Raw genomic sequence first — 13,686 nt, 5'->3', positions numbered from 1 at the left:
CATGGCAAGCCGCAGACTGGAACGAATCGCAGGGGTCATCCGGGAATCGGTCAGCACCACCATTCTGACACGGCTCAGCGACCCCCGCATCAGGGGATTGGTCACCGTCACGCAGGTTCAGGTAACACCCGATTTGCGGCAGGCGACGGTCTTCCTGAGCGTCAGCGGTGTCGATGAAGCCGCCCAGACGCTGACCCTGAAGGCCATTCGGCATGCCGCCGGCGTGTTTCAGGCCGCTCTGGGAGAGGCCCTGGTCTGCCGATATGTGCCGCATCTTCGTTTCGAGATGGACCGAAAGTTTCATACAACCCTCGAAACGCTGCGGCTGATTGAGGAACTTCGCCGCCAGTGGGAGCAGGCGGAGGATGCCGACAGTGTCCGCCAAGACGATTGGCCCTCGGAGGAGCCCTCTTTATGAAAAACAGCAAGGAATACAGCGCCCGGCTCAAAAAAGCGTTTCAGTCCTGGAAGCGCCTGTCGTCGGCCCTGGAACCGGTGTCCTATGAGGACCCGATTGAAGCGCTTGTGGTCGGCCATATCAGCCAGTTCTATACCGAGGCGGATACCAAAAAGATTTACAAACGCATTCAGAATCATTTTGTGGACCTGAATGATTTGCGGGTCGCCCGCAGCGAGGAGATTCTGGATGTGATGGGCGATCACAGCCCGCAGGCCCAGACGGCCGCCCAGAGTCTGACCCGCATGCTCAATCAGATTTGCGACCGTTATGACGGGCTGAGTCTGGCTTCGCTGAAAAGCCAGGGCAAACGGCAGGGCCGCAAGGCCGTTGAGGATATAGAGGGGGTCAGCCGTTTTGTCGTGGACTATTGTTTTCTGACTGCGCTGGGCGGACATGCCGTGCCGCTCACCGACAAGATGAAAGAGTATCTGATTCGTGAACAGCTGATTTGTCCGGAATCGTCTGAAGAGGAGATTCACGGCTTTCTGGAGCGTCAGATTTCCGCATCGGATGCCTGGCGGTTTTATGCACTGTTGCGGGCCGCCGCGGAGGGGACGCTGTCGTCTTTGGAAAAAGCCCGTGCGTCGGATTCGGAAGGAAAATCCGGGAAAAAAACCACCAAAACGAAGAAACGGAAAGAATCATCGAAAAAATGAGCAGACAAAACCCTCAGCAGAACCGACAGACAACCTCACAGAAAGCCCCGCAGCCCTCCTCCGGCGAGATTCTCAGGCTGGGAATCCCCAAAGGCAGTCTGCAGGCGGCCACCATTGATTTGTTTGCCAAAGCCGGCTTTGCCATCACCGGAGCGGACCGAAGCTATTTTCCGCAGATTGACGACCCGCAGATTCAGCTGATTCTGCTGCGGGCCCAGGAAATGAGCCGGTATGTGGAGGCCGGAGTCCTGGACGCCGGCTTCACCGGCTATGACTGGATTATGGAAAACAATTCCAAAGTGCACGAGGTCTGTCAGCTTGAGTACAGCAAGGCAACCTCGGCACCGGCCCGCTGGGTTCTGGCGGTTCCGAATGAATCGACTGTCCAGAAGCCTGAGGACCTCGAAGGCGGCATTATTGCCACGGAGCTGGTCGGCGTTACGCAGCGGTATTTCCGACGAAAAAAAATCCGGGTAAAAGTGGAGTTCAGCTGGGGGGCCACGGAAGTCAAGGCCCGGCTGGTCAACGGCATTGTCGAACTGACGGAGACGGGCTCCTCTCTGCGGGCGAATAATCTCCGCATTGTGGATACCGTGCTGGTTTCGACCACCCGATTTATCGCCAACCGTCAGGCCTGGAAGGATCCCTTCAAGAGACGCAAAATCGAAAACCTGGCGATTCTGCTGAACGCCGCGATTGATGCCCGGACCCTCGTCGGAATGAAGATGAACGTCGCCAAGAAGGATTTGCCGGCGGTTCTGCAGATTCTTCCGGCCGAGAAAAGCCCGACCATCTCCCCGCTGGCCGATTCCGACTATGCGGCGGTGGAAATTGTAGTGGAAGAGAAAGTCGAGCGGGAGCTCATTCCGCAGCTCAAGCATGCCGGCGCATCCGGAATTATTACCTATTCGCTCAATAAAGTGATTCATTAATCCGAGAAAACGACGAACGTTCCAAGGCGGGTAAATCCATATGGCAGGACATTCACACTGGGCAGGCATCAAGCACAAAAAGGCGGCCAATGACGCCAAACGCGGCAAACTCTGGAGCAAAATCGCAAGAATGATTATTGTGGCGGCCAAAAACGGCGGCGGCGATCCCGATGCGAATCTTCCCCTTCGCTACGCCATTGACAAGGCCAAAGCCGCCAACATGCCCAAAGACACGATTGAAAAGGCCGTCAAAAAAGGAACCGGCGAGCTGGGCGGCGTGCATTACGAAGAGGTGCTCTATGAAGGATACGCCCCCGGCGGTGTCGCGGTGATGATTGAAGGACTTACAGACAACCGAAACCGAACGGCCCCGGAAATCAAGAAAATCTTCGAACGGCGGGGCGGCTCGCTGGGGGCCAGCGGCTGTGTGAGCTGGATGTTTTCCAAGAAGGGCCTGATTACCGTCGATACCTCGGCGATTGCCGAAGATACGCTGCTGGAGCTGGCACTGGCCGCCGGAGCCGACGATTTGCAGAATACCGGACGGCTGTATGAAATTACCTGTGCGCCCGCTTCTTTTGAGACCCTCAAAAAAGCCCTGCAGGAAAAAAATATCCCCTTGAACTCCGCCGAAATTGCCATGGTCCCTCAAACCAACGTGCAGATTACAGATGAGGAAACCGCCAGAAAGGTTCTGGGGCTGATGGAGGATTTCGAAGACCACGATGATGTCCAGAACGTGTATGCCAACTTTGATATTCCGGACAGCATCCTGGCCAAAATCGAATCGCAGGGCTAAAGGGATTACGGCCTGGACGGCGGAGACTCCGGCGGCGCCGGGGCGGCTGTATGGGAGAGAGCATAATCTCTGGCATATTGATAGCGGCTTTCTCCCAGCCGGCTGAAAATCGGGTCATTCGGGTACATCTGCCGAAACTGTCTGCGGTATTCATCTTCAATCTGGACGGCCAAAGTGTACCAGCCGGCGGCTTCCTGAGGCCGGTTCAGCCGTTCGGACAGCGTCCCCAGTTTATACACAAGCCGGTCGCTGCCCGGGAAACGCTGCCATGCCTGAAGGGTCCATTCATAACTCGTTTGATAAAAAGAGGTTCGGACGTCTTCTGTGTTTTCCGATTCGGCCCAAACCGTGAACAAATCTCCCAGAGCCTCCATCAGCCGATAGTCCATCGGGTTGCGGCTCAGGGCGCGGGTGAAGGCCTTGCGGGCTTCTTCGAGCAGGGGCTGTCTGTCAGCGGTTCGTTTTTCGGCCTGCTGAAAGAGAATTTGGCCCTGATACCAGGCGGGCTGTGGAGAAAGCGGGTCTTTTGCTTCGGCCGCTCGCAGCAGGCAGATGCTTTGGGCAGGGGTTCGCAGCGCCTGCTGAAGGAGAAGGCCTGCCCGAAGAGGCAGCCAGACCGCCCCATAAGTCCAAACAGCAAAGACCGCCGCCGGCCCGAAAACACACGCAAGCCGCACGGAGATTTTCCGGTTGGAAACCGAAGAAGGAGCCGCCCCCAGAGCCCAAAACGCCCCCAGACAGAGCATCCCAGCGGTCAGCACAGCGGTTTCAAAGAGGGCAAAATCAATCAGATTGTGAATCAGCACCGCCGAAATCCCCCATCCGAGTGCCGGCAGAAGGGCCCTTTGCAGATTCGCCGAATCCGTCGGCACACGTCCGGCCAAAACGAACAGCCACAGGCACAGAAGCATCACTCCTGCCGGAGCCAGATAATACACCAGAAAATACGCCCCGCGAACCAGCGAGTCTGCTTCGGCGTCGACTTGACCGATGACCCAGGGCCGCACCATCAGCAGCACGACCGCACAGACCGCCATCAGGAGCAGCCCCGACGAAAGAGTCGGCCCGCCGGTTCCGGAGGGGGCCGGACGGCAGGGGCCGTGCCGGAGCACGGCGGTCAGCGGCACAATCAGAATGCCAGCAAACACGAGGGCGGCGGGAATGCCGTATTGGGCCGCCAGAGAAAGCGGAAAGTTGTGCGGGTCCCGGATTAATTCGGGAGCGGCCGGAATTTTGTACAGCGGATACCAGATTGTAAAGTTGCCTCCGCCGATGCCCCGCAGGGGATGCTCGGCAATCATCTGAACCGTGCTCACCCAGTACTGCCAGCGAACCAGCAGGGCGTTGGGGCCCGGCAGCCGACCGTGGTGCATTCCGTACCAGACAGCCCAGCAGACAGCTGCGGCGGCACAAAGCAGAGCCGCTGTCAGCAGCTGCCCGCGGAAAGCCCAAAGCCGTTTGCCCAGCCAAAGACACCCTATCCAGCCGAACAGACAAGACAGGCCGGCAGTGATGGCCCCGCGGCTTCGGCACAAAAACAGCCCGTAACCCAGACAAAGCACCGCAGAACTGTACAGAAGAATCTGAATCAGCCGTTCCGGACGGGCCGGCAGCGAAAAGGCATACCGCAGCAGTCCCAGACTGCCGAACAGGCAAAGCAGCAGAAAAGACCCCGTCGAATTGCTGGTTGTCAGGAACCCCCGTATGTCTTTGGACCGGAGCCGGTGCTCAAACTGCCAGTGCTTCAGCGTCCCCGGTTCAATCCCCACTTCCTCCAGGACTTTTTGCGGATTCTGTTCATAATTTCGCAGGACGGCTTCGTTGTCGGAGAGGGCCTGCTCCCGACACTGATAGACGGCGGTGATGCCCAGGGCCGTCAAGACCCACAGGAACAGAAGAATCCGGTCAGGTTTGCGGAAGAGCTCAGAGACCGTCGGGATAATCAGAAGGGCGGCGGCCAGTGTTGTCAGCTCCGTAATCGCATCGCGTTTGTTGGAGGCGGAGGCGGCCGAAAAAAAACCCAGCAAAACGAAAACACCGATCCACAGGGTCAGCCGAATGCTGATTTGACCTGACGGTGGATGAAGAAAAAACAGGACCTGATGCACAAAAAAAACCGCAAGCAGGACAAACGAAATCAGCAGACTGTTGACCGGCTCCGGCAGCAGCAGAAAGGGAGAGGCCGGAGCGGTATAGTAGGTCACCTCAATAAAAACAGACCGCAGCGCCAGCACCCCGAGAATCAGCAGCAGTGCCGCATTCTCCCAAAAAACAGAAACCGTCAAAAACGGTGTTTTTTCGCAGGTTGAGGTGTTTTTCATTTGGGTTCTTTAGACGAAATCTGATTGGCCTGTCCGCTGCTTTCGAGGACGGCGATGACGCCGAGCACCATCAGCGTCTGGAGAAAAATCAAAACCGCACCCACCCAGTCGGTTTTCTGGAGAACCACGGCTCCGGCCGATGTACAGAGCGTTGTCAGATAAAGAGTCAGGGCAACCTGCCGGTCGGACAATCCGCGGCGGCGAAGCCGATGCGAGAAATGCTGCGTATCGCCGATGAGGGGGTTTTTCCCCTGCCGAAGCCGAAGAAACAGGACGCTGCTGAAATCATAAAGAGGAACGGCCATCACAACCAGCGGCATAAACACGGCACTGAGGGGCAGCTCAAGGGCCGGGTTGTAATACGTTGTGCGAAGCGAGAGCACGGCCACAAAAAAACCGACCACCAGCGAGCCTGCATCCCCCATAAAAATCCGCGCAGGCGGAAAGTTGAACGTCAGGAAGCCCAGCAGACTTCCCAGCAGCAGCACCGCCAGCCCTCCGACAAAGACCTGTCCGCTGCGTGCGGCTGCCGCCAGCAGGACGGCGGAGACGATGGCGGCAATTCCGGCTGAAACCCCATCCATATTGTCGAGAAAATTGAAGGCGTTAATCAACAAAACCATCCACAGCACAGACAGGATAAGTGTAATCAGCCGGTTTTGGATAAAGAATTCGAGGCGGATATCTGCCCAAACAGCCGCAGCGGCGGAGACCAGGATTTGGACCGCCAGCTTCAGAAAGGGGCCCAGACGCTTTTTGTCGTCCCAGAGTCCGACAAGATGCAGCACCAGACCGCAGCCCAGCACGATAAGCAAATCCCTCTGTTTGTCCGCAAACCCTCTCAAATAGGGGCTCAGAGCGGGAAAACTGCGGCGGATAAATTCCGAGCCGAACTGCACGGAAAGGACCGCCGAAAGCAGCAGAATCAGAAGGGTTCCAAAAAGGGCGATGCCGCCTCCGAGTGCGATTACGGATTGGTGATAGCGGTCCGGCTGAGGGTGTGCGGCAAAGCCGTACCGGACGGCCGCCCGCCGAACGACAGCAGTCAGAATCACCGTCAGCCCGAAGGAAGCAATTCCTAAAAGCAAACCTGAAACAAGAAAAAATGCCATCTTTTTTCCTCTGTCCGGAGCAATAAGATACTTCAAAAGAAGATTTTATGTAAGAAAAAATTGACGGAAGAGACTCCCTTTTCCGCCGAGGCCGATTATGATACAGTACACTGCCGAACTACAGAAAAGAGGAGTCAGAAAAATGGATGTGATGAAGGCGATTGAAAATCGGTATTCCTGTCGGGCTTATTTGCCCAAACCGGTTGAAAAAGACAAACTAATGCGGATATTGGAGGCGGCACGGCTGGCTCCCTCCGCCCGCAATCTGCAGGACTGGCGGTTTGTGGTTGTCACAGACCAGCAGAAGCGAACCGCACTGGCCCAGGCGTCGTACAATCAGGCCTTCGTGGCCCAGGCCCCGGTGGTGATAGCGGCCTGTTCCGTCAGCTCCTACATCATGCGGTGCGGACAGCCCGTAGCCCCGATCGATGTCTCCATTGCCCTCGAGCATATGGCACTGGAAGCGGTCGAATTAGGCCTGGCAACCTGCTGGATTGGCTCTTTTATGCCCCACGAGGTGCGAAAGATTCTGCAAATACCCACGGACGCTGTTGTTGTAGAGCTTTTGACGCTGGGCTATCCGGCCGACGAATTCAAAAGTCCTGCCCGTGTCCCGCTGGAAAAGATTGCCTGTTTTGAAACCTGGAGTTTTTGAAACAAGTTTTTGGAACAAGGGCGGAACCAGGCAAACCGCCGTACCGGAGCGTCCTGCTGTCGGGTTCCACTCATCGCAAGGACCGCTCTTTTTCCAAAGGTTTGTCCGGGGAATCGGAGGAAAAAAGATTGCACTTTTCGAAAGGTCCCGATATACTGCGGGGCCTGTTGCGTTCAGGGGCTGTCGTATAATGGGAGTACACCGCGGTCGCATCGCGGGGATGCGGGTTCGATTCCCGCCAGCTCCAGTTTTCACCGGCAGGGGGGCACTTGGGTCAATTCGCTGATGTTTCCGCCCGGGAGGATTGGCTTTCCGTCGGCACGGGGGCCAAAGCGTCCGCAATCTGTTTCTGGTCGGCCGGCAGAAGCCCTAAGTTCGGCAGAACGCTGGAGATGCGGTGTTTTATCCGGTAGGACACCGCCGGATGATTCAGTACCTGCAGCAGGACATCCCGGACCTGCGGGCTGGTGCCTTTTCGCACGGCCAGCAGGCAAACCAGATAATCCAGCTCGCCTTCTGTTAAGTCCTTTCGTGCGGCCAGGTTGCGAAGACCCTCGTTGCGAAGTTCCGCATCGTTAATCTGGGCGGCCGCATAAATCGCCGGCACATACGGCCCCGCTGGCTGGGCGATGCGGGCGGCCTGATAGCGGCTGCACCCGGCCAGAAAAACCGCGAAAGCAAACACGCAAAGCCGTTTTCTCATCGGGAAACTATCCTTTTGGATATACAGTACGGCAAATCGCCGAATATGCAACCGAAATTCTTCACAGCTGCCGCAGCCCGCGCTCCAGGTCCGCAATAATATCCTCGGCGTCCTCAATTCCCACCGCCAGCCGAAACAGCGTATCCGTTATCCCCAGCTCGTACCGCTCCTTCCGCGAATAGTCGTAATAGCTGACCAGTGCCGGATGCGTAATCAGCGTCTCCACGCCCCCCAGACTCGGCCCGATATAGCACAGCCGCAGCGCATCCAGAAACCGCTTGGCCGACCGCAGCGTCCCCTTCGTCTCAAACGTCACCACGCCGCCGCCCCCGCTCATCTGGCTTTTGGCCACCTCATAATGCGGATGGCTCTCCAGAAACGGATAATACACCCGCTGAATCTTCGGATGCCCCTCCAGATACCGCGCCACCTTCAGCGCCGTCTCGTTCTGCTTGGCCACCCGCAGCGGAAACGTCTTCAGCCCCCGCAGCAGCAGATAGCAGCAGTGCGGGTCAATCGTGCCCCCCATCGACTTGTGCAGGTTGCGAATCTTGTCCACCAGCTCCGTCCGCCCCAGCACCGCCCCCGCCAGAATATCATTATGCCCCGCCAGATACTTCGTGCAGCTGTGCAGCACCAAATCAATCCCGAACTCCAGCGGCCGCTGGTTCAGCGGCGTCGCAAACGTGCTGTCAATCAGCGTCAGCACCCGATGCCGCCGCGCAATCGCCTTCAGCTTCACCAAATCGAAAATATTCAGATACGGATTCGTCGGCGACTCCGAAAAGATAAACCGCGTATTCTTCCGAATCGCCTTCTCCAGCGCCCCATAATCCCCGAACGGCACAATCGTGCAGCCGATCCCGAACTGCTTCAGGTACGACCGGCAGAACTCCAGCGTCTTCTTGTAGCTGTCGTCGGTAATCACAATATGGTCGCCCGACTGTACCAGCGACAGAATCGTCGTCGTAATCGCGCTCATCCCCGACGAAAACACCACGCAGTCCTCGGCCCCCTCCAAATCCGCCAGCCGCCGTTCCGCAATCGTCGCCGTCGGGTTCCCGTACCGCCCGTATTCGTACCGCTTTTTGCCCCCGTGCGTGTACCGTTCAATCTCCCGGCTGTCGGCAAACACAAACGTCGACGTCTGCACAATCGGCGTCGTGATCGAGTCCGCATACCGCTTTCGCGGCTCCCCCGCATGCACCGCCCGGGCGGCCATCGAAAGCCCGCGCTTGCCCACGCTGTCCGTTCTCTTCGCTGCCATCGCTTCTTGTCTTCCTGTTATTTCGTATTTCGTGTTTCGTATTTGTTTCGTATTTCGAGTTTCGTACTTCGAATTTGTTTAGGATTTCGGATTTCGGATTTTTTCCCTTTCCACCTGATTACCTGTCTTCCTGCTTCTTGTCGCGTCGAAGCGCAGCGAAGACGGATCGGATTTCGAATTTTTCCCTGATTCCTTGCCTACCTGTATTCTTGTATACCTGTCTTCCTGTATTCCTGTATTCCTGCTTTCTTTCCTTCCCAGTATCGTGAATTTGCTTCGCTTTGCAAGCCCTTTTTCGCGACGGCAACAGAGTAGAAAATGGTCTCAACCATTTAGAATCTCATGGATTTCTCCGGGCCGTCTGACAGCAAACCATGACCATCTTCCAAATCCTCCATGGCTGGTTACGGCTTGACACCATTCATCTAAATATTGATGTTTCACTTTATCTTTTTCGGATTCTTCTCCTTTTGTTTCCAGTACAAGCATCTGTCCGTCAGCAAGTCGTATAAGAAAATCTGGGCGGTATTTGTATACAATACCTTTATAAAGATAAAGAATCTCAAAATTAAGATGATCGTTTTTGACCCAGGACGTTACTTTGTCACTGTTGTCCAGTACAAATGCATCCGTTGCTTCCCATGTACTGTCATAAACGCACACGTTGATATGGGATTTTAAAGTTCTTTCACAGGGTTTGCTTGTGTACCAGGTACGCATTTCCCCTGTAGAGCGAATCGGATGGTCGCGGTCAAACACAGGCACAAGTCGCTCGGTATTTTCCTGCCGTATAGAATCCCAAATGTGCTGAACAACACGGGACATGTTTAATGTGATGATCAGACGGCGGAACAAATCATCTTGACTAAAAAGAGGCGGGAAAATAGAAATCCTGTCTGACCGAATAAATTGTTCGATAAGTTTTACCAGCTGGGCCAGTAAAATTTCTCTCCCGCCTTTCCATGTATGTTTCATCTGGTCAAACACGTCTCTGGCTGTTTCAAAGATAATCCGTTGAGTGCGAAATTCTTTTGCCAGACGCTCCAGCTCAATCCGGGCAATATTTGTTACATCCGGTTTGCCTTCGAGAATAGGGGCTAATTCGGCAATTTTTGCTGTTTTGGTTGCATCCAATTCGAGCGGGCGTACATGGGACCAATCCAGCGTCAGTTTGGGTTGATAAACCCGTTCGATGCGCACAACATTCGGCCAGCGAATTTCATACTGTGCTTTTGCAGGATCAGGATAAACAGCGGTTTTAGGAGCAGGCGGCTTGGGCGGTCCGTCTTGTGCCTCTTCGTGCGGAAGAAAAGTGAAGGGGACACCGAAGATGTTGACATATTCCGGATTATATAAGCCCGTTTGCGGATTAATTTCGTAGGAAGTGCGGCGCAGACCTCGACCAACCACCTGTTCACAGAGAAGCTGGCTGGTAAAAGCCCGCAAGCCCATAATGTGTGTGACAGTTTTGGTGTCCCACCCTTCCGACAGCATCCCCACGGAAATCACATTCTGAATCTTTTCCCCCGGCTGCCCAGGTTTGCCTACGGAGTCGACCATGCGACGCAGCAGTTCTGCTTGTTCACTCTTCTTTAATTTGGGCTCCTTTCTTTCTTCTTCCTCATCCGGATTTTTTTCAGACTCGGTTGAAACGGCGGCTTCCTCTTGGGCTTCTGCTTTTTCCAGTACTTTTGAGTCGATATGAAGAATACGGGCCGGATCGCACAGTTCATCAATGTGGATTCGTCTGGTTTCAAAAGCGTGTTTTACCCGTGCCGCTGTTTCGGTACGATTGCACACACTAATCATCACCGGCGGCAACTCATGCCCTGCATCCCGCCAGGCCCTCAACGTCTCACGCCAGTCGTATCCCAGCAAATAGTATGCATTCAGCACCAAATCAGGCAGCGGCTCTTCAGGTTTGGCGGAACGGCTTAGGTCATCTCGGACTTCAGGGTCATTGTAAATGTGATAGAGTCGTGATTTATACGTCTGCGCATCAGGCACAGCATCATCCCGGACCACAACACGCGGGGTTTTGACCAGTCCGGATTCAATGGCGTCGTTCAGACCGAAGTCGCTGACAATCCAGCCGAACAATGTTTCTTCTCCGCTGCGGCCTCCTGATGGAGCAAAGGGGGTGGCTGTAAAGTCATAGCATTTCAAAATACCGCGGGAACGATGCAGACGATCAAGCCCGCCGATCCAAACAGTTGCCTCTTCAGCGCTGTCTTTTAGGTCTCGTTGCCGCAGGTATTTGCCGGTCGCTTCCGGGTTCACACGCCAGGCATGATGGGCTTCATCATTGATGACCAGAAGATTGTGAGCATTTGCCATTTCTCCAAGTACCTCGCGGGTATAGGCCTCGTCACTTTTAGCGCCGCGTTTGTCCACCCCCTTTTTTCTCTTGATTTGCTCCTCGCTTTCCCACGACAGGGCATGCCAGTTGCGCACGAGCACACGACCCTGACGAAGTTTTTCCAGCAGCGCCGACGGGACAATGTCAAATGCTTCATAGTAATTGTGTTCTGCCGAAGGATACAGCACTTCCAGCCGCTTCTTGACTGTAAGTCCGGGCGCAATCACCAGCACGTTTTTGGAAAACCGTGCATCCTGAGGATTTGCAACCTTGTTTAGAATATGCCAGGCGATTACCATAGCCATCACAATGGTTTTTCCTGAACCGGTTGCCATTTTGCAGCACTGCCGCAGAAACTTTCCGCCGTCGCCGGGAATGTCAATCCCTGTCCGTTCCGAGGCAGGGGCCTCGGTAAGCCAAATCAGCGTCTCTACCGCTTCCAGCTGACAGAAGAAAAAACGCCGCTGTTCAAAGTTTTCTGGATTCGTCCAATGCTCCAGAAGCCGTTTGGTAATGCTCGTGATACCCGGGTACCCCGCTTGGCGCCACTGTTTCACACGCGGGCGAATCTGGTTGACCAGCGGAATTTCCACAAAAATCCCCGGATCATCAAAAGATTTTGAATCCGGTGTGGCTGTCACATAGCCCGCCGGCCGCCGCCCGTCCGCCAATTCAAACATACGTGTCTGCCGCTCGTAGCGCCAGTGGTGCTGCGGTTCTTCGTAGGGCGAGTTGATGATCAGCCGGTCAATCGTGGTCTTACCCATCTTTATACCTCCAGTATCTTTAAGCTCTCGATGCCTCGATCATCCACGATTTTTACAGCGATACGCTTGTATTCCCCCGGTTCAAAGGGCAGCGACACGGTGCCCCAGTAGGCACGGATGCGCTCGGGGTCGATTTCCGCCTTGAGATTGCGGGCCAGCTTCGCCCACGCTTCGTTGTCGTCAGCCAGGGGAAAGAAGACCTGACGCGGATAAAGACTCCGTCCGTCATAATCCGTATCGAGCATCCAGAGGGCAATTTTGTCTTTGCTGCCGGATTCAATCTGACCGGTTTTTGTATTGTAGTAGTCAAAACCGAGCACTTCGACAATATATTGTCCGTCCGGATTTCGTCGAATTTCCACATCCGGCTGTCCAATGAGCCAGAACGAATCATTGCCGGCCCGTTTTTTCTTCAGGTCGTCGGTTAAGAGGTCTGCATTCATCTGGACTTTCAGCAGCGTAACTCCCGGCCAGTTGGTCTCATCAATATCCTTGGCCGCCTCGGGGTCGAACTGGAACGCCGCAAAAACCACCAGTTTGGGCTTGGGTACCAGCATCTGTGCCTCCTCAAGTGCCTGAGCCACCTGCCGCTGTTCCAGCGGGGCATGTTCCGGTCCGAAAGAAACCACCGCACGCATGGGCGGCTCTCCCTTGGTTTCTCCCTCTGCGGCTATCCAGCGGAACCCCTGCATCGGTTCCAGACGGCTGAAATAAATGTATTGCCCCCCCTTGCCGCGAATGCCGGTTCGTAAGAGTTCATCCCGCCACTCGGCCTGACGAAGCGTCTCCCCGCTTCGAGCGATAGAGACATCCCCGGGCTGCGGTTTTTCCTCCAGCAGCTCATCCGGAGATTTTACCGCGGGCGCCGGTACGGCTTCTACGGTAAAAGGTCCGCTCACACGCACCCGCTTGCGGTCCACAAACGGCTGGTCATAGAGGGTTTCCTGCTCAGCATGCCGGGCAATCGCCTCATCCATCGCCTTCTGCATCGCACGCCGTTCCCGGTGAAAGGCCTCAAACGGCGGCCGTGCCGACTCAGGCCAGTCGGCAGGGAACTCGAACGGCACTTCCCACTCCACGAGTTCGTTGACCTTGACGATTTGACCAGAGGGCATTGTGAAAGTGGCATTATCGGGCGCGGCAAAATCCGCAAAATGCCCCTCGCGTCCGCCGGATGTAACCTTGAATTTGATTTTTTGCCCCTTTAGCGAGGCGTTGAGGTCGGCCAGTGCCTTTTCGATGGCCGGGTGCATGCGGGCGTAGATGCCGTCAATCTCCGGGTTGTTGGCGATGGACTTGAGCGTCACGTGCGGCACAGTCTTGTACATAAAGCCGCTTCCGACGCCTTCTTCCGGATGTGCCAGTTCATAGTAGTCGAAGACGGCGGTCATCAGACGCTGGCGGGCGATGGCCAGCGCCACCCGCGAGGTGTCGCAGGTAATCCAGCGCCGGCCCCACTGCTCGGCCACGTAGGCCGTCGTACCGCTGCCGCACGTCGGATCAAAAACCAAATCCCCGGGGTCGGTCGCCATCAGGAGGCAGCGTTCGATGACTTTTGTGCGCGTTTCAACAACGTATCTTTGTTCAGGATTGAAGCCGGCCGTATCCGTCCATACTTCTGACATCACTTTGAGCGGATAGTCGTCAATGTAGTA

General features: G+C 55.6%; 11 protein-coding genes and 1 tRNA gene. 6 read left to right on the top strand and 6 right to left on the bottom strand.

Going from position 1 to position 13,686, the window contains the following annotated elements; translation table 11 throughout:
- The first annotated feature begins 1 nt into the window (after nt 1).
- From rbfA to WHS88_06405, 4 genes are read left to right on the top strand one after another with little or no spacing between them, the layout of a single operon-like run.
- Entirely contained in the window at nt 2-418 is a 417-nt protein-coding gene (rbfA, locus tag WHS88_06420) for a 30S ribosome-binding factor RbfA (GenBank protein MEJ5259807.1), read from the top strand.
- On the top strand, nt 415-1,116 hold the full coding sequence (locus WHS88_06415) for a hypothetical protein (GenBank protein MEJ5259806.1): 702 nt from the start codon (nt 415-417) through the stop codon (nt 1,114-1,116). The genes rbfA and WHS88_06415 overlap by 4 nt, the downstream gene beginning before the upstream one ends.
- Complete coding sequence (gene hisG / locus WHS88_06410) at nt 1,113-2,048, top strand: ATP phosphoribosyltransferase (GenBank protein MEJ5259805.1); 936 nt, start codon at nt 1,113-1,115, stop codon at nt 2,046-2,048. Before WHS88_06415 ends, hisG begins: the two co-directional genes overlap by 4 nt.
- A gap of 40 nt (nt 2,049-2,088) precedes the next feature.
- The gene (locus tag WHS88_06405) at nt 2,089-2,847 is read left to right on the top strand and encodes a YebC/PmpR family DNA-binding transcriptional regulator (GenBank protein MEJ5259804.1); all 759 of its coding nucleotides are present in this window, start codon (nt 2,089-2,091) and stop codon (nt 2,845-2,847) included.
- Between the two features lie 5 nt (nt 2,848-2,852).
- On the opposite strand, the gene WHS88_06400 is transcribed toward WHS88_06405, so the two are convergent.
- On the bottom strand, nt 2,853-5,168 hold the full coding sequence (locus WHS88_06400; GenBank protein MEJ5259803.1) for an O-antigen ligase family protein: 2,316 nt from the start codon (nt 5,166-5,168) through the stop codon (nt 2,853-2,855).
- Complete coding sequence (locus tag WHS88_06395; GenBank protein ID MEJ5259802.1) at nt 5,165-6,280, bottom strand: MraY family glycosyltransferase; 1,116 nt, start codon at nt 6,278-6,280, stop codon at nt 5,165-5,167. The genes WHS88_06400 and WHS88_06395 overlap by 4 nt, the downstream gene beginning before the upstream one ends.
- 142 nt (nt 6,281-6,422) lie before the next feature.
- Here WHS88_06395 and WHS88_06390 point away from each other — a divergent pair, with 142 nt between their 5' ends.
- Both WHS88_06390 and WHS88_06385 read left to right on the top strand, forming a co-directional pair.
- Nucleotides 6,423-6,935 (top strand): nitroreductase family protein, encoded by a 513-nt coding sequence (locus tag WHS88_06390; protein ID MEJ5259801.1) that lies wholly within the window; start codon nt 6,423-6,425, stop codon nt 6,933-6,935.
- A gap of 176 nt (nt 6,936-7,111) precedes the next feature.
- A tRNA-Ala gene (locus WHS88_06385) sits at nt 7,112-7,182 on the top strand.
- A gap of 27 nt (nt 7,183-7,209) precedes the next feature.
- Here WHS88_06385 and WHS88_06380 read toward each other — a convergent pair.
- From WHS88_06380 to WHS88_06365, 4 genes are all read right to left on the bottom strand, one after another.
- Entirely contained in the window at nt 7,210-7,638 is a 429-nt protein-coding gene (locus WHS88_06380; GenBank protein MEJ5259800.1) for a hypothetical protein, read from the bottom strand.
- Between the two features lie 61 nt (nt 7,639-7,699).
- Nucleotides 7,700-8,905 carry an aminotransferase class I/II-fold pyridoxal phosphate-dependent enzyme gene (locus WHS88_06375; protein ID MEJ5259799.1) on the bottom strand — a complete coding sequence of 402 codons (1,206 nt, stop codon included), beginning with the start codon at nt 8,903-8,905 and terminating at the stop codon, nt 7,700-7,702.
- Between the two features lie 324 nt (nt 8,906-9,229).
- Nucleotides 9,230-12,031, bottom strand: coding sequence for a DEAD/DEAH box helicase family protein (locus WHS88_06370; GenBank protein MEJ5259798.1), 2,802 nt, complete (start codon nt 12,029-12,031; stop codon nt 9,230-9,232).
- A 2-nt stretch (nt 12,032-12,033) separates the two neighbouring features.
- Nucleotides 12,034-13,686, bottom strand: a 1,653-nt coding sequence (locus WHS88_06365) for a DNA methyltransferase (protein ID MEJ5259797.1), incomplete at its 5' end; no start/stop codon positions are given.

It is taken from the genome of Anaerohalosphaeraceae bacterium, assembly GCA_037479115.1.
Classification (GTDB): Bacteria; Planctomycetota; Phycisphaerae; order Sedimentisphaerales; family Anaerohalosphaeraceae; genus JAHDQI01.
This window is presented reverse-complemented; position numbering and strand designations above follow the sequence as displayed.

Excerpts from the sequence above, each read along its gene's own strand:
- WHS88_06375 (MEJ5259799.1), bottom strand. The coding sequence starts at position 8,905 with ATGGCAGCGAAGAGAACGGACAGCGTGGGCAAGCGCGGGCTTTCGATG.
- rbfA (MEJ5259807.1), top strand. The coding sequence starts at position 2 with ATGGCAAGCCGCAGACTGGAACGAATCGCAGGGGTCATCCGGGAATCG.
- WHS88_06415 (MEJ5259806.1), top strand. The coding sequence starts at position 415 with ATGAAAAACAGCAAGGAATACAGCGCCCGGCTCAAAAAAGCGTTTCAG.
- WHS88_06370 (MEJ5259798.1), bottom strand. The coding sequence starts at position 12,031 with ATGGGTAAGACCACGATTGACCGGCTGATCATCAACTCGCCCTACGAA.
- WHS88_06380 (MEJ5259800.1), bottom strand. The coding sequence starts at position 7,638 with ATGAGAAAACGGCTTTGCGTGTTTGCTTTCGCGGTTTTTCTGGCCGGG.
- WHS88_06405 (MEJ5259804.1), top strand. The coding sequence starts at position 2,089 with ATGGCAGGACATTCACACTGGGCAGGCATCAAGCACAAAAAGGCGGCC.
- WHS88_06400 (MEJ5259803.1), bottom strand. The coding sequence starts at position 5,168 with ATGAAAAACACCTCAACCTGCGAAAAAACACCGTTTTTGACGGTTTCT.
- WHS88_06395 (MEJ5259802.1), bottom strand. The coding sequence starts at position 6,280 with ATGGCATTTTTTCTTGTTTCAGGTTTGCTTTTAGGAATTGCTTCCTTC.
- hisG (MEJ5259805.1), top strand. The coding sequence starts at position 1,113 with ATGAGCAGACAAAACCCTCAGCAGAACCGACAGACAACCTCACAGAAA.
- WHS88_06390 (MEJ5259801.1), top strand. The coding sequence starts at position 6,423 with ATGGATGTGATGAAGGCGATTGAAAATCGGTATTCCTGTCGGGCTTAT.